The organism is Vibrio porteresiae DSM 19223 (assembly GCF_024347055.1).
Classification (GTDB): Bacteria; Pseudomonadota; Gammaproteobacteria; order Enterobacterales; family Vibrionaceae; genus Vibrio; species Vibrio porteresiae.
In genome coordinates, this window is record NZ_AP024895.1 from 2,685,139 (window position 1) to 2,707,279 (window position 22,141).

General features: G+C 44.6%; 22 protein-coding genes and 4 tRNA genes. 22 read left to right on the forward strand and 4 right to left on the reverse strand.

Features of this window, described 5'->3' with window-relative positions; all coding sequences use genetic code 11:
• The first annotated feature begins 29 nt into the window (after positions 1–29).
• The 13 genes from leuS (at position 30) to OCV11_RS12310 (ending at position 13,051) form a co-directional block, all read left to right on the forward strand.
• Positions 30–2,606 (forward strand): leucine--tRNA ligase, encoded by a 2,577-nt coding sequence (gene leuS, locus OCV11_RS12250; RefSeq protein WP_261893153.1) that lies wholly within the window; start codon positions 30–32, stop codon positions 2,604–2,606.
• Positions 2,607–2,767: 161 nt separating this feature from the next.
• Entirely contained in the window at positions 2,768–3,403 is a 636-nt protein-coding gene (locus OCV11_RS12255) for an LPS-assembly lipoprotein LptE (RefSeq protein ID WP_261893154.1), read from the forward strand.
• A gap of 22 nt (positions 3,404–3,425) precedes the next feature.
• Positions 3,426–4,451 (forward strand): DNA polymerase III subunit delta, encoded by a 1,026-nt coding sequence (gene holA / locus OCV11_RS12260; RefSeq protein ID WP_261893155.1) that lies wholly within the window; start codon positions 3,426–3,428, stop codon positions 4,449–4,451.
• Between the two features lie 62 nt (positions 4,452–4,513).
• The gene (rsfS, locus tag OCV11_RS12265) at positions 4,514–4,831 is read left to right on the forward strand and encodes a ribosome silencing factor (protein ID WP_261893156.1); all 318 of its coding nucleotides are present in this window, start codon (positions 4,514–4,516) and stop codon (positions 4,829–4,831) included.
• A 3-nt stretch (positions 4,832–4,834) separates the two neighbouring features.
• Entirely contained in the window at positions 4,835–5,305 is a 471-nt protein-coding gene (gene rlmH / locus OCV11_RS12270) for a 23S rRNA (pseudouridine(1915)-N(3))-methyltransferase RlmH (RefSeq protein ID WP_068714329.1), read from the forward strand.
• 6 nt (positions 5,306–5,311) lie between these two features.
• Positions 5,312–7,204 carry a penicillin-binding protein 2 gene (gene mrdA / locus OCV11_RS12275; protein WP_261893159.1) on the forward strand — a complete coding sequence of 631 codons (1,893 nt, stop codon included), beginning with the start codon at positions 5,312–5,314 and terminating at the stop codon, positions 7,202–7,204.
• Positions 7,201–8,319 carry a rod shape-determining protein RodA gene (gene rodA / locus OCV11_RS12280; protein ID WP_261893161.1) on the forward strand — a complete coding sequence of 373 codons (1,119 nt, stop codon included), beginning with the start codon at positions 7,201–7,203 and terminating at the stop codon, positions 8,317–8,319. Before mrdA ends, rodA begins: the two co-directional genes overlap by 4 nt.
• Positions 8,320–9,105 carry a septal ring lytic transglycosylase RlpA family protein gene (locus tag OCV11_RS12285; RefSeq protein WP_261893163.1) on the forward strand — a complete coding sequence of 262 codons (786 nt, stop codon included), beginning with the start codon at positions 8,320–8,322 and terminating at the stop codon, positions 9,103–9,105. It abuts the gene before it with no gap.
• A gap of 92 nt (positions 9,106–9,197) precedes the next feature.
• A complete protein-coding gene (locus OCV11_RS12290) occupies positions 9,198–10,373 on the forward strand; it encodes a serine hydrolase (protein WP_261893165.1) in 1,176 nt (391 codons plus the stop codon).
• Positions 10,374–10,490: 117 nt separating this feature from the next.
• Positions 10,491–10,769, forward strand: a complete 279-nt coding sequence (gene ybeD / locus OCV11_RS12295; RefSeq protein ID WP_261893167.1) for a DUF493 family protein YbeD — start codon at positions 10,491–10,493, stop codon at positions 10,767–10,769.
• A gap of 188 nt (positions 10,770–10,957) precedes the next feature.
• Entirely contained in the window at positions 10,958–11,611 is a 654-nt protein-coding gene (gene lipB / locus OCV11_RS12300; RefSeq protein WP_261893168.1) for a lipoyl(octanoyl) transferase LipB, read from the forward strand.
• A complete protein-coding gene (lipA, locus tag OCV11_RS12305) occupies positions 11,604–12,569 on the forward strand; it encodes a lipoyl synthase (protein WP_261893170.1) in 966 nt (321 codons plus the stop codon). Before lipB ends, lipA begins: the two co-directional genes overlap by 8 nt.
• Before the next feature lie 155 nt (positions 12,570–12,724).
• A complete protein-coding gene (locus OCV11_RS12310) occupies positions 12,725–13,051 on the forward strand; it encodes a hypothetical protein (protein WP_261893172.1) in 327 nt (108 codons plus the stop codon).
• A gap of 91 nt (positions 13,052–13,142) precedes the next feature.
• On the opposite strand, the gene glyA is transcribed toward OCV11_RS12310, so the two are convergent.
• On the reverse strand, positions 13,143–14,393 hold the full coding sequence (gene glyA, locus OCV11_RS12315) for a serine hydroxymethyltransferase (RefSeq protein ID WP_261893173.1): 1,251 nt from the start codon (positions 14,391–14,393) through the stop codon (positions 13,143–13,145).
• 342 nt (positions 14,394–14,735) lie between these two features.
• Here glyA and OCV11_RS12320 point away from each other — a divergent pair, with 342 nt between their 5' ends.
• The 5 genes from OCV11_RS12320 to OCV11_RS12340 all read left to right on the forward strand — a co-directional run bounded on the left by OCV11_RS12320 (position 14,736) and on the right by OCV11_RS12340 (position 16,244).
• Positions 14,736–15,335, forward strand: coding sequence for a YitT family protein (locus OCV11_RS12320; RefSeq protein ID WP_261896295.1), 600 nt, complete (start codon positions 14,736–14,738; stop codon positions 15,333–15,335).
• A gap of 308 nt (positions 15,336–15,643) precedes the next feature.
• Positions 15,644–15,728 (forward strand) — tRNA-Tyr (locus OCV11_RS12325).
• 87 nt (positions 15,729–15,815) lie between these two features.
• Positions 15,816–15,900: transfer RNA gene (locus OCV11_RS12330), tRNA-Tyr, on the forward strand.
• An 87-nt stretch (positions 15,901–15,987) separates the two neighbouring features.
• A tRNA-Tyr gene (locus OCV11_RS12335) sits at positions 15,988–16,072 on the forward strand.
• An 87-nt stretch (positions 16,073–16,159) separates the two neighbouring features.
• Positions 16,160–16,244: transfer RNA gene (locus OCV11_RS12340), tRNA-Tyr, on the forward strand.
• 162 nt (positions 16,245–16,406) lie between these two features.
• Here OCV11_RS12340 and gmhB read toward each other — a convergent pair.
• Positions 16,407–16,958, reverse strand: coding sequence for a D-glycero-beta-D-manno-heptose 1,7-bisphosphate 7-phosphatase (gene gmhB / locus OCV11_RS12345; RefSeq protein WP_261893174.1), 552 nt, complete (start codon positions 16,956–16,958; stop codon positions 16,407–16,409).
• Between the two features lie 249 nt (positions 16,959–17,207).
• Between gmhB and metN the strand changes: the two genes are divergently transcribed.
• From metN to OCV11_RS12360, 3 genes are read left to right on the forward strand one after another with little or no spacing between them, the layout of a single operon-like run.
• The gene (gene metN, locus OCV11_RS12350) at positions 17,208–18,245 is read left to right on the forward strand and encodes a methionine ABC transporter ATP-binding protein MetN (protein ID WP_261893175.1); all 1,038 of its coding nucleotides are present in this window, start codon (positions 17,208–17,210) and stop codon (positions 18,243–18,245) included.
• On the forward strand, positions 18,232–18,909 hold the full coding sequence (locus tag OCV11_RS12355; protein WP_261893177.1) for a methionine ABC transporter permease: 678 nt from the start codon (positions 18,232–18,234) through the stop codon (positions 18,907–18,909). Before metN ends, OCV11_RS12355 begins: the two co-directional genes overlap by 14 nt.
• Positions 18,910–18,956: 47 nt before the next feature.
• Positions 18,957–19,763 carry a MetQ/NlpA family lipoprotein gene (locus OCV11_RS12360; RefSeq protein ID WP_261893178.1) on the forward strand — a complete coding sequence of 269 codons (807 nt, stop codon included), beginning with the start codon at positions 18,957–18,959 and terminating at the stop codon, positions 19,761–19,763.
• 84 nt (positions 19,764–19,847) lie between these two features.
• Here the strand turns inward: OCV11_RS12360 and OCV11_RS12365 are convergent, their stop codons facing one another.
• On the reverse strand, positions 19,848–20,624 hold the full coding sequence (locus tag OCV11_RS12365; protein ID WP_261893179.1) for a Zn-ribbon-containing protein: 777 nt from the start codon (positions 20,622–20,624) through the stop codon (positions 19,848–19,850).
• A gap of 5 nt (positions 20,625–20,629) precedes the next feature.
• Positions 20,630–21,187 (reverse strand): SecY-interacting protein, encoded by a 558-nt coding sequence (gene syd / locus OCV11_RS12370; protein ID WP_261893181.1) that lies wholly within the window; start codon positions 21,185–21,187, stop codon positions 20,630–20,632.
• A 97-nt stretch (positions 21,188–21,284) separates the two neighbouring features.
• On the opposite strand from syd, the gene queF reads away from it, so the two are divergent.
• A complete protein-coding gene (gene queF, locus OCV11_RS12375; RefSeq protein ID WP_261893183.1) occupies positions 21,285–22,130 on the forward strand; it encodes an NADPH-dependent 7-cyano-7-deazaguanine reductase QueF in 846 nt (281 codons plus the stop codon).
• Positions 22,131–22,141 lie beyond the last annotated feature (11 nt).

The following is a 22,141-nucleotide window of genomic DNA, read 5'->3' on the forward strand; positions in this document are numbered from 1 at the left end:
ACAAATTCCAAGATAACCGGATATCATCGATGCAAGATCAATATAACCCGCAAGATATTGAACAGAAAGTTCAACAGCACTGGGATAACAACAAGACATTTGTTGTCACTGAAGACCCGAACAAAGAAAAATTCTACTGTCTCTCAATGTTCCCATACCCAAGTGGTCGACTCCACATGGGTCACGTGCGTAACTACACCATCGGTGACGTAATCTCTCGCTTCCAGCGCCTACAAGGCAAAAACGTCATGCAGCCTATTGGTTGGGACGCTTTCGGTCTACCTGCAGAAAACGCAGCAGTGAAAAACAATACTGCACCTGCACCTTGGACATACGAAAACATCGAATACATGAAAAACCAGCTTAAACTTTTAGGCTTTGGTTATGACTGGAACCGCGAATTCGCCACTTGTCGCCCTGAATACTACCGCTGGGAACAGGAATTCTTCACTAAACTGTACGAAAAAGGTCTGGTTTACAAAAAAACCTCTTCCGTCAACTGGTGTCCTAATGACCAAACCGTACTTGCTAACGAGCAAGTAGAAAACGGTTGTTGCTGGCGTTGTGATACACCTGTGGAACAAAAAGAGATTCCACAATGGTTTATCAAAATTACTGCTTATGCCCAAGAGCTGATTGATGATCTAGACAACCTAGAAGGTTGGCCTGAAATGGTGAAAACCATGCAGCGCAACTGGATCGGTCGTTCTGAAGGTGTTGAGCTTTCTTTCCAAGTGAAAGATCACGACCAAGACCTAGAAGTGTACACCACACGTCCTGACACGCTTATGGGCGTGACTTACGTGGGTATTGCAGCTGGTCACCCTCTAGCGATTAAAGCAGCAGAAAACAATCCAGCGCTTGCCGCATTCATCAACGAATGTAAAAACACCAAAGTAGCTGAAGCTGAACTGGCTACAATGGAGAAAAAAGGGATGGCGACTGGCCTGACTGCTATTCATCCATTGAACGGTCGCGAAGTGCCAATCTATGTAGCAAACTTTGTACTGATGGATTACGGCACAGGTGCGGTAATGGCAGTTCCAGCTCACGACCAACGTGACTACGAATTTGCGACTAAATACGGCCTAGACATCATGCCGGTTATCCAACCATTGGATGGCAGTGACGCTGATATTTCTGAAGCTGCATACACTGAAAAAGGTCGTCTATTTAACTCTGGTGAGTTTGATGGTCTTGAATTCCAAGCGGCATTCGACGCTATCTCTGCAAAACTAGAAGCAGAAGGTAAAGGTAAGAAAACCGTAAACTTCCGTCTACGTGACTGGGGTGTTTCTCGTCAACGTTACTGGGGTGCACCAATCCCAATGGTAACCACTGAAGACGGTCAAGTTCATCCAGTACCTGCTGATCAACTACCAGTGATTCTTCCTGAAGATGTGGTAATGGATGGCGTGACTAGCCCAATCAAAGCAGATAAAGAGTGGGCGAAAACTACATTCAATGGCGAACCAGCACTACGCGAAACCGATACCTTTGATACCTTTATGGAATCATCTTGGTACTACGCACGTTACTGTTCACCACAAGCAGACGATATTCTAGATCCAGAAAAAGCAAACTACTGGCTACCAGTAAACCAATACGTGGGTGGTATTGAACACGCATGTATGCACCTACTGTACTCACGTTTCTTCCATAAGTTGCTACGTGACGCCGGCTACGTGACTTCTGATGAACCATTCGAAAAACTGCTTTGTCAAGGTATGGTACTAGCAGACGCTTTCTACCTAACCAACGAAAAAGGCACCAAAGAGTGGGTTTCACCAACTAAAGTTGATGTAGAGCGTGACGGTAAAGGTCGCATTACTAAAGCGATTGACAACCAAGGTCGCGAAGTTGAGCACTCAGGCATGATCAAAATGTCTAAGTCGAAAAACAACGGTATCGACCCACAAGAGATGGTCGACAAATACGGTGCAGATACAGTTCGCCTATTTATGATGTTTGCTTCTCCAGCTGAAATGACACTGGAATGGCAAGAATCAGGCGTTGAAGGTGCAAACCGCTTCCTACGTCGCGTATGGAAACTGGTCAATGAACATATCGTTCACGGTGCGGCTCCTGCTATCGATGTTAATGCGATGAATGCTGATCAAAAAGCGCTACGTCGTGACGTACACAAAACTATCGCGAAAGTGAGCGATGATATTGAACGTCGTCAGACTTTCAATACTGCAATCGCTGCCATTATGGAACTGATGAACAAGTTGACTAAAGCTTCACTTGCTGAAGGTCAAGATCGTGCCATTATGGACGAAGCACTGAAATCGATCGTACGTATGCTGTACCCAATCACTCCACACATCTGTTTCGAAATGTGGGAAGCTCTGGGTGAATCAGATATCGATCATGCAACATGGCCAACTTATGATGAAGCTGCACTAGTTGAAGACGAAAAACTGATCGTGCTTCAAGTAAACGGCAAAGTTCGCGGTAAAATTACCGTTGCAGCAGACGCTTCAAAAGAGCATGTTGAAGAGCAAGGTCTAAGTGACGAGAACGTAATGAAATTTACTGAAGGTAAAACCATCCGTAAAGTAATCTACGTTGCTGGGAAACTTTTGAACATTGTTGCTAACTAAGAGTTAAATAATTGGGATAATCTACTTGTCCTAAGTATGTCGAAGAAGTTGCCTTTCGGGGCAACTTCTTTCATCAATATCAAATACTGCGAAGAACTTAGCTTAATCTACGGCAGCTGCAGATTAAGCTAAGTCTTTCGATAACAGAGAACACAATACTAATGCGCTTAACACAGTCTTCTCCATTTCAATTTTCGTTGGTTATCCTCCTTGTTTCTCTTTTGAGTGCCTGTGGTTTCCACCTCCGTGGCGACTACGATATTCCTGATGCACTAGACACGATGTCATTCACCAGCTATGACGAATACAGCACCTTTACGCGTGTGGTAAAACGTCAATTGCGCATGAACGAAATCAACTTGGTGACGCCGGCAGAGAACGTTCCTAACCTAACACTCGTTTCGGAAAGCATTAGTGAGCGTACCTTATCGCTGTATCAAAACACTCGCGCAGCTGAAAAAGAATTAACCTTCCATGCAGTTTATCGCGTCACTATCCCAGAGATCGGCGATAAAACCTTTACTACCAGCGTTACACGTAGTTATTTGGATAACCCACTAAGTGCTCTAGCAAAATCAGTAGAGCGCGATATGTTGGAAGATGAGATGCGCAAATTGGCAGCGAGTCAAATCATTCGCCAAATGGCTCGTCTGAAAGCCAACATTGAAGCTGGCACGATGAACCTAGATAAAGATGGAGCGAAGATCTCAACCAAAGAGATGGCTCAGCAAGAAGCCGATCGTAAAGCGCAGGAAAAAGTAGGTAGTGATTTATCCAATTCAGACTCAGTCAACTGATTGAATTTGAGATCATTATTACATGAGAATTTTTGCTGATAAGCTCAACGAGTCACTCAACAAGTCAATCATGCCATGCTATTTCCTGTATGGTAATGAACCGTTGCTGCTCGACGAATCGAAAACGTTAATCGAGCGCGCAGCGTTTGCCCAAGGTTTTGAAGAGAAGCATCGCTTTAACGCAGATGCGAGCTTAGATTGGCATGAAGTGTATGATTGCTGCCAATCCATGAGCTTATTCTCGTCACGGCAACTGATTGAAATTGACATTCCAGAATCCGGAATCACCGCTGCAGTAGGTAAAGAGCTCGCAGCGCTCGTTGAGCAACTCAATCCAGATGTTCTGTTGCTGATACTGGGTAACAAGCTAACGAAAGCGCAAGAAAATGCAGCGTGGTGCAAGAGCATCAACACATTGGGATGCTTAGTGAACTGCCTTACCCCGGATCTATCTCGTCTGCCACAGTTTGTTATGAGCCGCTGCCGCCAATTAGGTTTAACCCCAGATAAAGAAGCAGTGCAAATGCTAGCCCAATGGCATGAGGGTAACCTATTTGCTCTGATGCAAAGCTTAGAAAAGCTCCGTCTAATTTATCCCGATGGTCAATTAACCTTAATTCGCCTCGAAGAGGCACTAAGTCGTAATAATCACTACACGGCTTTTCACTGGACAGATGCCTTACTCGAAGGCAAAGGTAACCGAGCACAGCGTATTCTGCGTCAGCTGCAGGCAGAAGAGTTTGAACCGATTATTTTGATACGTACGGTACAGAAAGAGCTGTTCCAGTTACTGCAGATGCAACAGATGATGACCACTACACCCCTTTCAGGTGTGATGGAAAAGTTTCGTATTTGGCAAAATAAAAGAGCGATTTACGCAGCCGCTCTGCAACGCTTAACTCCACAAAAATTACGTCATTTGGTGCAATTACTTGCTCAATGCGAAATATTGACAAAGACTCAATATGAGCAACCCATATGGCCACTTTTGCAACAACTCAGCCTCGAGTGTTGTCATACAGAAGCGAACATACCTCTGCCTTACTAAGGCGTGGTATACTGCAACGCTGTTAATTCATTTAATTCCTATTTGTATTTGAGGATATTTACTTGCAACGCGAAGAACTTACCGCATTTTTGGCAGACAAAGCCGACGACATGAAAGCAGTCGATATTGTGACTCTCGATGTACAAGGCAAATCAAGCATCACCGACTTTATGATTATTTGTACAGGCACCTCGAAGCGCCACGTTTCCTCTATCGCAGACCATGTCGCGAGCGAAGCACGTAAAGTTGGGCTACCTCCGCTTGGTTTAGACGGCGAAAATGAAGGTGAATGGGTAGTACTCGATATGGGCTCATCCATTCTGCATGTGATGCAAGAAGAACAACGCGAACTGTACCAGCTAGAAAAACTCTGGGGCTAACCGTTGAAAATTCAATTAATTGCAGTAGGCACCAAAATGCCTAAATGGGTCGAAGAAGGTTTTGAGGAATATCGCCGCCGATTTCCTCATGACATGCCCTTAGAATTGGTAGAGATCACCGCCGGCAAGCGGGGCAAAAATGCTGATATCGCTCGAATTCTACAAAAAGAAGGCGAAGCAATGTTGGCTGCTGTACCAAAGGGCAACCGTATTGTCACTCTTGATATTCCGGGAAAACGATGGGACACCGAGCAACTTGCGCAGCAGCTTGAAGCATGGAAACTCGATGCGCGCGATGTTTCAATATTGATCGGTGGCCCAGAAGGCTTAGCGCCTGCTTGTAAGCAGGCGGCTGAACAGAGCTGGTCGTTATCTCCTCTCACCCTACCTCACCCGTTAGTTCGTGTGGTGATGGCTGAAAGCTTATATCGAGCTTGGAGTATTACGACAAATCACCCATATCATCGAGAATAGGTAGAGATGTTACGTAAGCGTAGCCCAATCCGAGACTACCAAATTGAAGCACGGTTGTTCCGCAACCGTGCTGTGGTGTCTTTTGTCGGAATTATCATGTTAGTGGGCGTGCTGATCGCAAACTTGTACAACATACAAGTTAACCAATATCAGGACTACAAAACTCGCTCAAATGACAACCGCATTAAAGTGGTCCCAATTTCACCGAACCGCGGACTTATCTACGATCGAAACGGGAAATTGCTTGCTGAAAACCGCCCAGTTTTTAGCTTGGAGATCACCCCTGAAAAAGTAAAAGACATGGATGATCTCATCCAGCGTCTACAAAAAATTGTTCCTATCTCCCAAGATGATATCGACGAGTTTCAAAAAGAGCGCCGTCGTAACCGCCGTTTTGATTCCATTCCTATTTTGACGCAGTTAACTGAAGATCAAGTGGCCAAATTTTCAGTTAATCAGTATAAATTCCCCGGCGTACAAATTACCGCAGCACTGAAGCGTTATTACCCTTATGGCGATATGCTGACACACGTACTTGGCTATGTATCTCGAATCAATGACAAGGATTTAGCTCGGTTAGACCGAGAAGGTAAATCGGCGAACTATCAAGCGACGCGTGATATCGGTAAATTGGGCGTCGAAAAATATTATGAAGATGTCTTACACGGCACAGCTGGTTATCAGGAAGTCGAAGTGAACAGCCGTGGTCGTATTATCCGTACGCTCAAATACGTGCCACCTACCCCTGGTAAAGACATCGTTTTAAACATCGATATCGACCTGCAAGTGTATGTCACCCAATTGCTCGATGGCCGTCGTGGTGCAGCCATTGTTCTCGATGGTAAAGATAATGGCGTGTTAGCCATGGTATCGAGTCCTAGTTACGACCCGAATGCATTTGTCCATGGGATTTCTGGCGCAGAGTATGACCACTTACTCAAAGATACCGATCGTCCATTGGTTAACCGCACCACCCTAGGTATCTATCCTCCTGGGTCTACGGTAAAACCCTTTATTGCGGTGTCTGCATTAGAGCAAGGAGTAATAACACCTAATACGACACGTAACGACCCTGGCTATTGGCGTATTCCGAACTCCAACACTCGTCCGTTCCGAGACTGGGCACGTTGGGGACACGGCACCGTCAACGTCACTAAAGCCTTGGAAGAGTCTGTCGATACGTTCTTCTATCAAGTTGCTTTTGATATGGGGATCGATAACCTATCGCGTTGGATGCAGATGTTTGGCTTTGGTGACTATACCGGGATCGATATCTACGAAGAGAGTAAAGCCAACATGCCGACCCGAGAATGGAAAATGGCACGTTTTCATAAACCTTGGTATCAAGGGGATACGATTCCTGTTGGTATCGGACAAGGTTATTGGACGGCTACGCCGCTACAAATAGCTAAAGCAACGTCGGTTTTGATTCATCATGGTAAAGTGATTGCACCGCACTTGCTGCGTTCAACCATTAACAATGGTGAGGCGTTCTCTACGCAAAAAGACGCTGAAATTGTCACTTACCCACCGATTACCGGGGTGCCAGACAAATATTGGAACATCGCTATCAATGGTATGTATTTGGTGAACAACGGTCCGAAAGGTACGGCTCGCCATGCCTTTCACGGAGCGCCCTATACCAGTGCGGGTAAATCAGGTACAGCGCAGGTATTTGGCTTGGCAGAAGGTCAGTCCTACAACGCGAGTGAGCTTGCTGAGCACTTACGTGACCATGCGTTATACACCTCATTTGCGCCGGTGGAGAATCCTAAGGCGATTGTCACCATCGTACTAGAAAACGCCGGTGGTGGTTCGAGTCAAGGTGCGCCAATCGCGCGTAAAGTTTATGACCGCCTGATTTTAGGTACAGGCGTGAATAAGGACGATAAGAAATGAATTTAGATCCATCCTCAGAAAATCGTTCTTTTTTTCAAAAGATACACATCGATTTGCCACTTGTTCTGGCCGTCATACTGCTGATGTTCTTCAGTTTGATTATTATGTACAGCGCAAGTGGACAGAATATGGCAATGATGGAACGTCAAGGCATGCGTATGTTATTGGCGTTAGCAGTGATGATTGGCATTGCTCAAGTGCCACCAAGGACCTTTGAACGTCTTGCACCTATGCTGTTTTTTGCTGGTGTACTCATGCTCATTGGCGTATTGCTGTTTGGTGAAATTTCTAAAGGTGCTCAGCGTTGGTTGAATTTAGGTTTTGTTCGTTTTCAACCGTCTGAATTATTGAAATTGGCCGTGCCGTTAATGGTCGCCAGCTTTATCGGTAATCGCCCACTGCCACCGGATTTTCGCACCTTATTACTGTCACTTGCCATGGTATTTGTTCCTACCATATTGATCGCTAAGCAGCCAGACCTTGGCACCTCGATTTTGATCGCTGCATCAGGGGTGTTTGTTATTTTCTTGGCTGGTATTAGCTGGAAATACATCGTAGCAGCAGGGGCTGCCGTCGGGGCATTTATCCCTGTGCTATGGTTTTTCCTAATGCATGACTATCAAAAAACCCGTGTGCGCACCCTATTTAATCCAGAGTCCGACCCTCTTGGTGCTGGCTATCACATCATCCAAAGTAAGATTGCGATCGGCTCTGGTGGTTTGATGGGCAAAGGTTGGCTGCATGGAACTCAGTCACAGTTAGAATTTTTGCCAGAACGTCACACCGATTTTATCTTTGCAGTTATCGCTGAAGAGTGGGGACTTATTGGCGTCTTGGTACTACTCTCAGTGTATCTGTTTGTGATAGCCCGCGGTCTCTACCTTGCGACTAACTCGCAAACCGCATTTGGACGCATGATGGCGGGGAGTATCGTATTAAGCTTTTTTGTGTATGTGTTCGTGAATATCGGCATGGTGAGTGGAATTTTACCTGTTGTTGGCGTTCCTCTGCCATTGATCAGCTATGGTGGCACCTCCATGGTGACACTATTAGCGGGATTTGGGATTTTAATGTCAATTCACACTCACAGAAAAGCATTCTCTAAGGCGAACTGAATGACAAAAATTGCTTTGCCATACGCAGCAGCCATCGCGCTTTTTTTGGCTGGTTGTAGCTCGTCTGGACGCTACTCGATTGATAACGATATTGCGCCTAATGCGCCGATTTCGGTTGATCATATTGAAGATGCGCATCCACAAAATGAACCGTATAGCCTTGGCGGCAATAAAGACTATACGTTGGGCGGTGTGACTTATCACATCATTAAAAACACTGAAGGTTATACCGAAAAGGGCAAAGCTTCGTGGTATGGGACTAAGTTTCATGGGCATTTAACGTCAAATGGAGAAGTTTACGATATGTACTCCATGACAGCCGCACATAAAACACTGCCTTTACCAAGCTATGTCAAAGTGACCAATGTGGACAACGGCAAGACTGCTATTGTTCGCGTCAATGACCGAGGTCCATTTCATACTGGTCGCATCATTGATTTAAGTTACGCGGCAGCATATAAATTAGGAGTGCTGCAAACTGGAACCGCGAATGTAGAAATTGCTGTGATTTCTGCTGACAAAAACATCACTTCGGATGATAAAGCAGCCCAACAGCAATACTATATTCAGGTTTCATCTTCACAAAATGAAAATAATGCCCGAACTTTAGCGAAAAATTTGAGTCAAACGTTATCAGTGCGCAGTTTTGTTGATACGGTTGATGGCAGTCATAGGGTGTTTTTAGGCCCGTTTGTTGACTATTCTCTGACTCAAGAAAGTTTAGAGCGAGTAAAATCTCTCGGCTACCAAACTGCATTTGTGAAAAAGCTCATCCATTCGCGATGATACGCAAGGAACGCCATACCTAGGTAGGCACTGTTCTGCCGTATCATTTCTGATAAGATAACGGACAATTAAGTAAAAAAGTCAAACTCACCATGAAAAAAACGATCTTACATTCTGTTTTGGCGTCTTCTATTGCGCTATCAGCAAGTTTCTCAGGTTCCGCTGCTGCTTCACCAGTTGTTGTACCAGATGCTCCACAAATCGCCGCTAACGGCTATGTGTTGATGGATTTCCATTCTGGTAAAATTCTCGCGCAAAAAAATATGGACGAGAAACTTCCGCCAGCCAGTTTGACAAAAATGATGACCAGTTATGTTATCGGTCAAGAATTGAAACGCGGTAACATCAGCAACGATGATGACGTTGTTATTAGCCAAAATGCTTGGGCAAAAAACTTCCCTGATTCTTCAAAAATGTTCATTGAAGTAGGCACAACAGTCAAAGTTAGTGACCTAAACAAAGGTATCATCATTCAATCAGGTAACGATGCGTGTGTCGCCATGGCAGAGCACATCGCTGGCTCAACGGATGCTTTTGTGGATCTGATGAATGCTTGGGCGAACACCCTCAACATGAAAGACACACACTACACCAACGTGCATGGTCTGGATGATCCAAATCTTTATACCACTCCACATGATTTGGCCGTATTGGCACAAGCCATTATTCGTGATGTACCAAACGAATACAAAATCTACTCTGAGAAAAAATTCACCTACAACGGCATTACTCAATACAACCGTAACGGCTTATTGTGGGATAAAAGCATGAACGTGGATGGCATGAAAACAGGCCATACAAGTCATGCAGGTTACAACCTTGTTTCTTCAGCAACCGAAGGCCAAATGCGTCTTATCGCGGTTGTGATGGGTACTAAGAGCTCAAATGCACGTAAAGCAGAGAGCAAAAAACTGTTAGGTTATGGCTTCCGTTTCTTCGAAACGGTTGAGCCACACAAAAAAGGTGAAACCTTTATCAACGAACGCATTTGGATGGGCGACAAAGATACTGTTGCACTTGGCGTAAACGAAGATACTTATGTAACCTTGCCTCGTGGTCAAGCAAAAGACCTAACTGCTAACTTTGTACTTGAAAAAGAACTTAAAGCCCCAATTAAGAAAGGCGATGTAGTTGGCAAACTTTTCTACCAAGTTGATGGTAAAGACGTTGCTCAGTACCCACTAATGGCACTTGAAGATGTGAATGAAGGTAGCATGTTCAGCCGTCTATGGGACTACATTGTATTGTTGTTCAAAGGCTTATTCTAATCGCTTAGATTAAATGAAAAAGGCCGCTCTTAGCGGCCTTTTTTGTACCCTTGAGATCCATGCAGAATGGCTGTACTATTCTGCACCGTTATTTACTGGCAAACCTTGGAGTTTCCTATGTTGACTATCAACTCTGACGCAAAACTAAAAGATCTTCTCGAGTTCCCTTGTTCTTTTACTTACAAAGTAATGGGACATGCAAAACCTGAATTGCCAGAGCTCGTTTTAGAAGTGATTCAACGTCATGCTCCAGGCGACTACAACCCACGTGTAAAACCAAGTGGTAAAGGCAACTATCACTCAGTATCAGTGACCATCACAGCCACCTCTATTGAGCAAGTTGAAATCCTTTATAAAGAACTTGGTGACATTGAGATCGTACGTTTAGTTCTGTAGTTTCTTCAATTATATTTGATAAAACTCAACTTTATTTTAAAGCAGCTTTCGCTGCTTTTTCTATATAATTCAGTTGGTTAATTAAATTACGTTTCACAAGTGTTAAAAAAAAGCGACATAAAAAGTAGTTCAAATCGTCTATCCAGTTTATAATCCAAAAACTTTATATAAGAGCGATGGACAATAGAATGGATAGTGAGCTGGTCGTCAGACATTTAGGTCGTCAGGACTACCTACCTATTTGGCAAGACATGCATGATTTCACCGACCAACGAGATGACAATACTCGTGATGAAATCTGGCTAGTCGAGCACAACCCAGTGTTTACACAAGGGCAAGCTGGCAAAGCTGAGCACCTTCTCAATACTGGTGACATTCCTGTTATTCAAAGTGACCGTGGCGGTCAAGTCACCTATCATGGTCCAGGTCAAATCGTTGCTTATTTTTTAATTAACCTACGTCGTAAGAAACTTGGGGTACGTGAGCTGGTAACCGACATTGAAACATTGGTTATCAATACCCTAAAACATTACGACATAGAATCTGCTGCTAAACCGGATGCCCCTGGTGTCTATGTGGACGGACGTAAAATCTGCTCACTTGGTCTGCGCATTCGTAGAGGTTGTTCCTTCCACGGATTGGCACTCAATGTCAGTATGGACCTATCTCCTTTCTTGCGTATCAACCCATGTGGTTATGCAGGGCTTGAAATGGTGCAAGTGAGTGACCTTAACGGACCAACGACAGTAGCAGACGTTGAAACACTATTAGTAAAAGAGCTCGTAAACCTTTTGGGCTACGAGAAAGTTGAATTCAGCACAGAAGCCTATAATCATGAGTAAACCAATTCAGATGGAACGAGGCGTCAAATACCGCGACGCTGAGAAGATGGCACTGATTCCAGTTAAAAACATGCCAACTGAACAAACTGAGGTTTTACGTAAACCTGAGTGGATGAAAATCAAACTGCCATCCGATAGCCAACGAATCAAGGACATCAAGTCCGCAATGCGCAAGAATAACCTTCACTCTGTATGTGAAGAAGCCTCTTGCCCTAACCTAGCTGAGTGTTTTAACCACGGTACAGCTACGTTCATGATTCTAGGTGCGATTTGTACTCGTCGTTGTCCTTTCTGTGACGTTGCTCATGGCCGCCCACTGACGCCTGATGCTCAAGAACCGAAAAAATTGGCTCAAACCATCAAAGACATGAACCTTAAATACGTTGTTATCACGTCGGTAGACCGTGATGACCTACGTGATGGTGGCGCACAGCACTTTGCTGATTGTAACCGTGAAATTCGTGCATTGAATCCAACCATCCGTATCGAAACACTGGTTCCAGACTTCCGTGGTCGCATGGATACAGCATTAGAACTGCTGAAAGACAACCCACCAGATGTGTTTAACCACAACTTGGAAACCGCACCACGCTTGTATCGTAAAGCTCGCCCAGGCGCGAACTACAAATGGTCACTTGAATTACTACAAAAATTCAAAGAACAACACCCAGATATTCCAACTAAATCAGGGATCATGATGGGTCTTGGAGAAACCAAAGAAGAGATCATTGAAGTCCTTAAAGATCTTCGTTCACACGGCGTAACCATGCTGACTCTAGGCCAATATCTCGCGCCAAGTCGTCACCACTTACCTGTGGCTCGCTACGTGCCACCCGCTGAGTTTGATGAACTGAAAGAGATTGCCCTTGACCTAGGCTTTACTCATGCCGCTTGTGGCCCATTTGTTCGTTCTTCTTACCATGCAGATCTACAAGCTCAAGGCATGGAAGTAAAATAGTCGATACATCTAACGATGCACAAAAGCCGATATGGAATCCATATCGGCTTTTTTATTTTCGAGACACGCTATAGTTGCAGCTTCTTTGTAAGTTTTATACGCTGTTCGTGGCTTTGACTAAAATAAAGAGAACAGACAACGTAAAGGAATCCATTATGAACAAAATGGGACTCGTGGCGATCTTGGTAGCCGGCGGTTTAGCTGGATGCGCATCTAACGAGCAGAGAGACAATTATCAAGAAGCTTCATTTGAACTGTGTAACACCAGCGTCAAAGTGTACTCAGTCAGTGACGACGGACGTGTTCGCATCGTTTGTGAAGATGGATCTAAATTCTCACTCCAGAGCGAACAAACCTTAGAGACGATGCGTGACATTAACGCAGATTACTGCTCTGGTGAAGGTTTGGGTAAATTCTCTGAAAGCAGCAACTACTACATGTTCCAATGTAAATCGGGAGCACTGCTTAGCGTAGCTAAGTAATCTAGTAGGTACTGGTCAAACAACAAATTCCAAATACGTAAAAGGCCCGCATAATATGCGGGCCTTTTCATTATCAGCTAAGTGTTGGCAATTAAGCGTAAACAGGTAGACGTTTACAGATATCCAATACTTTCTGTTTAGTTGCATCGATCACTGATTGGTCGTTGATGTTATCTAGAACATCACACATCCAGTTTGCTAGATCTTTAGCATCTTGGATATCGAAACCACGACGAGTGATTGATGGTGTACCAACACGGATACCTGAAGTCACGAATGGGCTACGAGGATCGTTTGGTACTGAGTTTTTGTTCACAGTGATGTTTGCTGCACCTAGTGCTGCATCTGCTTCTTTACCAGTGATGTTTTTGTCGATCAGGTCAACAAGGAATAGGTGGTTTTCAGTGCTGTTAGACACAATTTTGTAACCACGTTCTTGGAATTGAGCAACCATCGCTTTTGCGTTTGCAACAACACGTTCTTGGTAAGCTTTGAATTCTGGTTCCATTGCTTCTTTGAATGCTACCGCTTTTGCTGCGATAACGTGCATCAAAGGACCACCTTGGCCGCCAGGGAACACTGCAGAATTCAGTTTTTTGTACATCTCTTCGCCAGCATTAGACAGGATCAAACCACCACGTGGGCCTGCTAATGTTTTGTGAGTTGTAGTTGTAACAACGTCAGCAAATGGGATTGGGCTTGGGTATACACCAGCAGCAACAAGACCTGCTACGTGAGCCATATCAACGAATAGGTAAGCACCTACTTTGTCCGCGATTTCACGCATGCGTTTCCAATCAACGATTTGTGAGTATGCAGAGAAACCACCGATGATCATTTTTGGCTGATGTTTTACTGCCAACGCTTCCATTTCATCGTAGTTGATTTGACCATCTTCATCGATGCCGTAAGGAATCACATTGTAGTGTTTACCAGAGAAGTTAACTGGTGAACCGTGAGTCAAGTGACCGCCGTGTGCAAGGCTCATACCTAGAACGGTATCGCCTGGGTTCAACAAAGCCATGTAAACAGCGCTGTTTGCTTGTGAACCAGAGTGTGGTTGAACGTTCGCGTATTCACAACCGAACAGTTGGCAAGCACGGTCAATAGCTAGCGCTTCTGCTTTATCAACATACTCACAGCCGCCGTAGTAACGTTTACCAGGATAACCTTCTGCGTATTTGTTGGTAAGCTGAGAACCTTGAGCTTCCATTACACGCGGACTGGTGTAGTTTTCAGAAGCGATAAGTTCAATGTGCTCTTCCTGACGAAGAGTTTCTTCCTGGATGGCAGCGTATAGCTCCGGATCGTAATCAGCGATGTTCATATCACGCTTAAGCATCTGTATCTCCTGACTCAGACTAACTGAAAGTATGGGGAAAAAACCGCACAATGACTAAACGCAAACGTTTTCGTCACCGCAATGGCGCGCATTCTACATAATTTGATCTGTATCATAAAGAACATTTTTACGAATTTATTATGCAGTTTTTTCATATTGATGGATGAACAGTTTCATAACCCTTTATGAATCGGCAGATAGGGCCTGAAGTGTCAATTATTTCGCTTTACACCCTGTAAAACGCTCGTTACATAGGTTTACCCTAATTTCCCTTCTCTATCTACCGAAAAAATCGTGTTTTTATTACTATCCGTCCATTCTGGTCAATTATTCACAATGTTAATGGAAAAACACTCACTCAAAGAAGACGCGATTGCGATTTTGACAGGTTCAATCATTACCGCTCAAGGCGTATTTTTCTTACAATCGGCTCACCTGCTCACGGGTGGCACAGCAGGTTTATCTCTTCTACTGGCTCAACTACTGCCTTGGAGCTTTGGGACACTCTATTTTGTGACCAATCTACCCTTCTATGTCCTTGCTTGGCGTCGTTTTGGTGGTGCGTTTGCTCTCAACAGCGTTATCGCGGGAGCTTTAGTTGCTGTATTTACCGATCAGTTGCGCCATTTAATTCATTTGGATGTGGTCAATGAATTCTATTGCGCTCTCGCTGGCGGGCTATTTATGGGGCTAGGGATGCTCATTTTATTCCGGCATCGCTCCAGTTTGGGTGGCTTTAACGTGATGTGTCTTGCCATTCAAGACAAATGGGGAATATCGGTTGGAAAAACCCAAGTCGTGATCGACTGTTCTATTCTTATCGTTTCGTTCTTCTATGTTAGCCCATGGCTACTAATGCTATCCGTCGCTGGCGCGATCTTAGTCAATATGGTGTTGGGTATGAATCACAAGCCCACTCGCTATACCGTTCGTTACAGTTAAGCATCCTATCCATCTCTCTATTTCACCAATCAGAGCGAAGTGTGACCAAAGCACTTCGCTTTTTAATATTGTTAAAGTATTTACTGGCACCACTTCAGATCATGCCAATCACAAATCACTGAAAGAAAACAATTCGTTGGCACAAGGAAACGCCACAAAATGGTTAATTACTCCCTTCTTTGCCCAAAAAGCCAGCATTCAATTCAAAATGATAAAAAAAGGGTTTACAGCTCCAAACAGTTTGCTATGATGCGCTCCGCACTTGAGGGATGAGTTGGGAAAACATCACTTAAGTATAAAAATACCCTGGAGGGGTTCCCGAGTGGCCAAAGGGAGCAGACTGTAAATCTGCCGGCTCCGCCTTCGATGGTTCGAATCCGTCCCCCTCCACCATATTCTTCTCTTCGTGAGAAAAACTTGATTGAACGTGTTGGGAAAACCTCAGTCAAGCTTATTCTGTTAAAGAATAGGAAAACCCCTGGAGGGGTTCCCGAGTGGCCAAAGGGAGCAGACTGTAAATCTGCCGGCTCCGCCTTCGATGGTTCGAATCCGTCCCCCTCCACCATATTCTTCTCCTCGTGAGAAAAACTTGATTGAACGTGTTGGGAAAACCTCAATCAAGCTTATTCTGTAAAAGAATAGGAAAACCCCTGGAGGGGTTCCCGAGTGGCCAAAGGGAGCAGACTGTAAATCTGCCGGCTCCGCCTTCGATGGTTCGAATCCGTCCCCCTCCACCATATTCTTCTCTTCGTGAGAAAAACTTGATTGAACGTGTTGGGAAAACCTCAATCAAGCTTATTCTGTAAAAGAATAGGAAAACCCCTGGAGGGGTTCCCGAGTGGCCAAAGGGAGCAGACTGTAAATCTGCCGGCTCCGCCTTCGATGGTTCGAATCCGTCCCCCTCCACCATATTGCAAAAGCCAGCTCATCGAGTTGGCTTTTTTGCTTTCTAGTATCGCGATTTAATTCATCGAATCCATTCACATACAAGATGTGCAGCTTAGTCATTGATTCTGAGTCCAATCAATAAAAAAGGCCACCTTAGGTGACCTCTCTCTGAAGCAGATTCTGTTACTTCTGCAAATACGCAGGAACATCAGCAATGCTGTTCAATACTGCCGTTGCAAGTGCTTCACCTTGCTCAGTCACAGGCTTGCCCGTACGTACCAGAATTTTAGTACCAACGCCGGCTGCTTCAGCCGCCATCAAGTCTTCTGCTTTATCGCCTACCATAACGGACTTTGCCATATCAATTTTTAGGTAGTCACGAGCAGAGATAAACATGCCTGGCTTTGGCTTACGACAATCACAATCTTGCTTATATTCGCCAATGCCATGTTCTGGATGATGTGGGCAGTAGTAAATACCGTCAAACTCCACACCATTGTCTTCAAAGTTCCAGTCCATCCATTGCGTTAGAGATAAAAAACGATCTTCACTATAAATCCCACGCGCAATACCCGCTTGGTTAGTTACCAATACAAGCAGATACCCCATTTGCTGCAATTTCTTCGTTGCCTCAAATACCCCTTCGATAAATTCGAAGTCGTGCTCGTCATGCACATAACCATGATCGACGTTAATTACGCCATCACGGTCCAAAAACACCGCTGGTTTAGCCAAAACTACTCTCGCTATTGAGTGAATATAGAGGAATTATTGCATAGCTTATTTCTTTCATCACTATCAAATTGCTTTCTGTTATAGCCAAATTAAGGTTTTAGACGTCTAGACGTCAAAATATCTATTGACTTGAATGGCGAGAAACCATAGCATCATCATCCAAGTTTTAAGGTTTACAAGACAATATTCTGTGGCACAACGCTTTCAGAATGGGTTTGCTAGCAAACCGTTCCCTGCACAGGTTTTCGAATGATTGAAATAAGTAATGTTAACAAGGTGTTTTTACAGGGCGAAAAGGAAATTCACGCGCTGAAAAACATCAATCTCACAATTCCACAAGGCACCATTTTTGGTGTTATCGGCTCATCAGGTGCAGGGAAAAGTACGCTGATCCGTTGTGTGAATATGTTAGAGCGCCCAACCTCAGGTTCTGTCGTCGTCGACGGCGTTGATCTGACTCAGCTGAGTTCGGCAGAACTTTCTGCTGCACGTCGTAACATCGGCATGATTTTTCAGCACTTTAACTTACTTTCATCACGTACGGTATTCGATAACGTAGCACTACCACTTGAGCTTGCAGGCAAAGATGAGAAAGTCATCGCCAGTAAAGTGAACGAGCTACTTGAACTGGTTGGCCTAGCGGATAAAAAAGAGAGCTATCCATCCAATTTAAGTGGTGGTCAGAAACAGCGTGTGGCAATAGCTCGTGCATTAGCTAGCGATCCAAAAGTATTGCTATGTGATGAAGCAACCAGCGCGCTTGACCCAGCAACAACGCAATCGATTCTCGAGCTACTTAAAGAGATTAACCGCCGTTTAAACATCACTATGTTGCTGATTACCCATGAAATGGATGTAGTAAAAAGCATCTGTCATGAAGTGGCGATCATCGGTGGTGGTGAGTTGGTTGAGAAAGGCACTGTCGGCGATATCTTTGCTTATCCAAAAACAGAGTTGGCGCATCAATTTATTCGCTCAACACTCAATCTTTCTATTCCAGATGACTTCGCTGACCGTCTTCTTGCTGAGCATGTCGCGGGCACGCATCCTCTGGTTCGTTTGGAATTCACTGGTGCCAGTGTTGATATTCCATTGGTTTCTCAAGTATCACGTAAGTTCAATATCGACGTAAGTATTCTGAATTCTGATCTCGATTACGCTGGCGGTGTTAAGTTCGGCATGATGGTCGCAGAGATTCTTGGTGACAAAGAAAATACAGAAGCAGCAATTCAGTTTATTCGTGATAACAAGGTAAAAGTTGAGGTACTTGGTTATGTCAATGCATGATTTAATGGCGTGGGTATCACTCAACAGTGATCTAATTTTAAAAGCAACTTGGCAAACCATCTACATGGTAGCCGTTGCAGGTATCGTGGGTTTTGCGATTGGTATTCCTCTTGGCGTGGTACTTCACACCACTAAGAAAGATGGACTACTTGAAAACCCAGCACTAAACCGAGTACTAGGCGCTATCGTTAACATCGGCCGTTCTGTGCCATTTTTGGTGCTGATGGTAGCAATCATTCCAGTGACAAAACTACTGGTGGGTACTTTTATCGGTACAACCGCAGCGATTGTACCTTTGACTATTGGCGCAATTCCTTTCGTGGCACGTCTGATTGAAGGCGCCATGATGGAAGTTCCTTCCGGTCTAATTGAAGCTGCACAATCGATGGGCGCAACACCTTTGCAGATCATTAGCAAGGTGCTGATTCCAGAAGCGTTACCGACTATTGTCAATACGGTGACTGTCACCTTAGTGACCTTAGTAAGTTACTCAGCCATGGCAGGTACTGTTGGTGGTGGTGGTCTAGGTGACGTAGCAATCCGTTACGGCTTCTACCGCTACGATATCGTTATCATGGCAGTAACCGTAGTATTGCTCATCATCTTAGTACAAATAATTCAATCAGTTGGTGATGCACTGGTTCGCCGTGTAGACCACAGATAAGCAACATTAAACACTATAAGACATAAAAAATTTAACAGGAGTTAGGAATGAAATTCAGCGTAAAAGCTCTATTCACCGTTGCAGCGGCAGCATCTACACTGATTCTTGCTGGCTGTGGTGACAAAACTGCAGATCAAAGCAAAATCAAAGTTGGCGTAATCGCTGGTGCAGAAGCACAAGTAGCCGAAGTTGCTAAAAAAGTAGCAAAAGAAAAATACAACCTAGACGTTGAGCTAGTGACTTTCACTGACTACGTAACACCAAACGCTGCACTAGCGGACGGTTCAGTTGACGTGAACGCGTTCCAACACAAACCATACCTAGACCAACAAATGGAAAGCCGTGGTTACAAACTTGCTATTGCTGGTAACACCTTTGTTTACCCAATCGCCGGTTACTCAAACAAAATCAAAACTGTTGCTGAAATCAAAGACGGTGACCGTATCGCAGTACCAAACGACCCAACTAACCTAGGTCGTTCACTCATGCTGCTTGAAAAACAAGGTTTGATTAAACTACGTGACGGCGTATCTCTAAACGCGACAACTCGTGACATCGTAGAGAACCCTAAAAACCTAGAAATCGTTGAACTAGACGCATCTCAACTACCTCGTTCTCTAGACGACGTAACCGTTGCGATCATCAACAACACTTTCGCAAGCTCTATCAACCTAACACCAAACAAAGATGGTATTTTCGTTGAAGATAAAGATTCACCATACGTGAACCTAATCGTTGCTCGTCAAGACAACGTAAACAACGAAAACGTGAAAAACTTCGTGAAAGCTTACCAAACTGACGAAGTTTACCAAGCAGCGCAAAAAGCGTTTGGCGGTATCGTTAAAGGTTGGTAATTCATTCTTATTAAAGAATAAAAACAAAAGGTTGGCCATGGCCAACCTTTTTTGTATCTCGCATTTGGGCTTATTTAACCCCACTTATTTCAAATGATCCCAAGAGATGTTAGAAACAATCCGGCACTGATCGCATTTGAAATGGAAAATATCATGCAGTGGCTCATCAAGTAGCCATTCGCCGCCACATTTTGGACAACGGCGAGCCTGCTCTTGCGCTAGGCTCATACCACCGACACGATACAAGTAATAGTAAGTTGGTACCTTGGTGAGATACTCAATCCGGCCGCGCAAATCCCACCCACGAATGAACATGTCACTGTCGATATCGCAAATTTCATGCAGTGCCGCGTGCTCAGCTTTGCAACTGCCCGCCATCTGGATTTCATCGCATGCCTGCCACTCTGTTTGCCACTTCACAACCGCTTTATGGTCACCATTGAAGGTTGGCTCATTATGATAGAGTGGAATAGGCAACAAGGTGTCACCACTGCGCAGTGGTGAACAGGTGTGCACATATGTTGTGTACAGGACTTGCCAACTGGGCTGAACGTTATCAGCCGCCTGTTCAGAGTTCATATCACGCCCGAGCAAGCGCACCTTAGGGGCAAGCAAACAAGCATCACTTAAACGCTCAATGCACACTTTCACAAAGTCTGAGTGATGACGTGGGTGTAAACTCTCTTTTTCTGGGCAAACGGCACGCACAAAAAATTCACCGTCGCCCATCACGACAGGAAACTCACGTCCTAAGACTTGACCGTTGTAACGTAAGGCTTCCATTAAGCCATTAATCGCTTTATCAACAGCACTGATGGTGGTGTTATCAAAACACTCAAATTCCAGTTCAACAACAAACATTCAAATTAAACCGTGGTTTTCATCGGGCTAGGCTGTAATTGAGAAAGAAAGAGATCCAACGAGGGCGCAAGGACTTCACGCTTATTGGTTCCCAATGTTTCAAGTAATACCTGCCCGGTTAAGTTACATAACGAGATCACTTGCAGTTCATCTTCCGCAGCAGCAATAAACACCGTTGGTTTTTGCTTCAAGCGACGTTGCATCACCAAGTGACCCAAAATATTCTCTTGTAAACGCTCGAAATCTTCGTCGCTCCACACTTGCAACAAAGTCAACGACTGTCCATGCCACTGCGCAGGCATATCTGCACAATATTGAGAACCGTAAAACTCAATCACATCCGCATGCAGCGTCAGTTCAATGGCTCGCTCCACATTGGAAAAATCACCTTTTTCCTCTCGAACCACTGGCTGCCAGTAGACACATTCCTCAGTGGTTTCACTGATACATGGCGACGCCAATCCAACGAGATCTGCATCGGCAGGAAGGTGGCCAAATTGTTGCTGACACTGGGCAACATAACGCTGACTAAATAGGGCAAGCGCCTTATCAATGGATGTCATATCCTTCTCCATCGTCGATTCCTTTATCCCTGCTTAATGACATAAGCGTAGGGATTGCGTAAAATTCTCAACATTCTAATCGAATTGACACAAAAAAATGAGCAAATATTCCAATGCAAAAGAGCTTGCGGGCTTAACGTTAGGTAAAAAAACAGCCTACGCCACTCACTACGACCCAACCCTTTTGCAACCTGTTCCACGTAGTTTGAACCGAAATGACCTGAATCTAAGCGCCGATTTGCCGTTTCAAGGCAGTGATTTATGGACGCTGTATGAGATTTCATGGCTCAATCAACGTGGTCTCCCTCAAGTGGCTGTCGGTCATGTTGCCATTCCAGCAACCAGTGCCAATCTGATTGAATCCAAATCGTTCAAGCTTTATCTCAACAGCTTTAACCAAACACGTTTTGCAGCCTGGGATGACGTGCAAACCACGATGGTGAAAGACCTCTCTGCTTGTGCAGGAGAAGCAGTAACGGTCGAGCTATGTTCTGTTGAACAATTCACTGGTGAAGCCATTGTCTCTATGCAAGGTGAGTGTATCGATAACCAAGATATTGAAATTACTCATTATGAATTTGATGATACTCTACTCTCTAACGCCAAAGGTACAGAGGTGGTTACTGAAACATTGCACAGTCACCTACTCAAGTCCAACTGTCTTATCACCAGTCAGCCAGATTGGGGCAGCGTAGAGATTCAATATTCTGGTAGCAAAATCGACCGTGAAGCGTTGTTACGCTACATTGTCTCTTTCCGTGACCACAATGAGTTTCACGAGCAGTGTGTTGAACGTATTTTTACCGACATCATGCGTTACTGCCAACCGACACAATTGACCGTTTATGCTCGTTACACCCGCCGTGGTGGTTTGGATATCAACCCATACCGTTCGACAGAAAACGCGCTCCCGGCGAACAAACAACGTATGGCAAGACAATAATAGGAACACCC

Excerpts from the sequence above, each read along its gene's own strand:
- leuS (WP_261893153.1), top strand. The coding sequence starts at position 30 with ATGCAAGATCAATATAACCCGCAAGATATTGAACAGAAAGTTCAACAG.
- OCV11_RS12255 (WP_261893154.1), top strand. The coding sequence starts at position 2,768 with ATGCGCTTAACACAGTCTTCTCCATTTCAATTTTCGTTGGTTATCCTC.
- holA (WP_261893155.1), top strand. The coding sequence starts at position 3,426 with ATGAGAATTTTTGCTGATAAGCTCAACGAGTCACTCAACAAGTCAATC.
- mrdA (WP_261893159.1), top strand. The coding sequence starts at position 5,312 with ATGTTACGTAAGCGTAGCCCAATCCGAGACTACCAAATTGAAGCACGG.
- rodA (WP_261893161.1), top strand. The coding sequence starts at position 7,201 with ATGAATTTAGATCCATCCTCAGAAAATCGTTCTTTTTTTCAAAAGATA.
- OCV11_RS12285 (WP_261893163.1), top strand. The coding sequence starts at position 8,320 with ATGACAAAAATTGCTTTGCCATACGCAGCAGCCATCGCGCTTTTTTTG.
- OCV11_RS12290 (WP_261893165.1), top strand. The coding sequence starts at position 9,198 with ATGAAAAAAACGATCTTACATTCTGTTTTGGCGTCTTCTATTGCGCTA.
- ybeD (WP_261893167.1), top strand. The coding sequence starts at position 10,491 with ATGTTGACTATCAACTCTGACGCAAAACTAAAAGATCTTCTCGAGTTC.
- lipB (WP_261893168.1), top strand. The coding sequence starts at position 10,958 with ATGGATAGTGAGCTGGTCGTCAGACATTTAGGTCGTCAGGACTACCTA.
- lipA (WP_261893170.1), top strand. The coding sequence starts at position 11,604 with ATGAGTAAACCAATTCAGATGGAACGAGGCGTCAAATACCGCGACGCT.
- OCV11_RS12310 (WP_261893172.1), top strand. The coding sequence starts at position 12,725 with ATGAACAAAATGGGACTCGTGGCGATCTTGGTAGCCGGCGGTTTAGCT.
- glyA (WP_261893173.1), bottom strand. The coding sequence starts at position 14,393 with ATGCTTAAGCGTGATATGAACATCGCTGATTACGATCCGGAGCTATAC.
- OCV11_RS12320 (WP_261896295.1), top strand. The coding sequence starts at position 14,736 with ATGGAAAAACACTCACTCAAAGAAGACGCGATTGCGATTTTGACAGGT.
- metN (WP_261893175.1), top strand. The coding sequence starts at position 17,208 with ATGATTGAAATAAGTAATGTTAACAAGGTGTTTTTACAGGGCGAAAAG.
- OCV11_RS12355 (WP_261893177.1), top strand. The coding sequence starts at position 18,232 with ATGTCAATGCATGATTTAATGGCGTGGGTATCACTCAACAGTGATCTA.
- OCV11_RS12360 (WP_261893178.1), top strand. The coding sequence starts at position 18,957 with ATGAAATTCAGCGTAAAAGCTCTATTCACCGTTGCAGCGGCAGCATCT.
- OCV11_RS12365 (WP_261893179.1), bottom strand. The coding sequence starts at position 20,624 with ATGTTTGTTGTTGAACTGGAATTTGAGTGTTTTGATAACACCACCATC.
- syd (WP_261893181.1), bottom strand. The coding sequence starts at position 21,187 with ATGACATCCATTGATAAGGCGCTTGCCCTATTTAGTCAGCGTTATGTT.
- queF (WP_261893183.1), top strand. The coding sequence starts at position 21,285 with ATGAGCAAATATTCCAATGCAAAAGAGCTTGCGGGCTTAACGTTAGGT.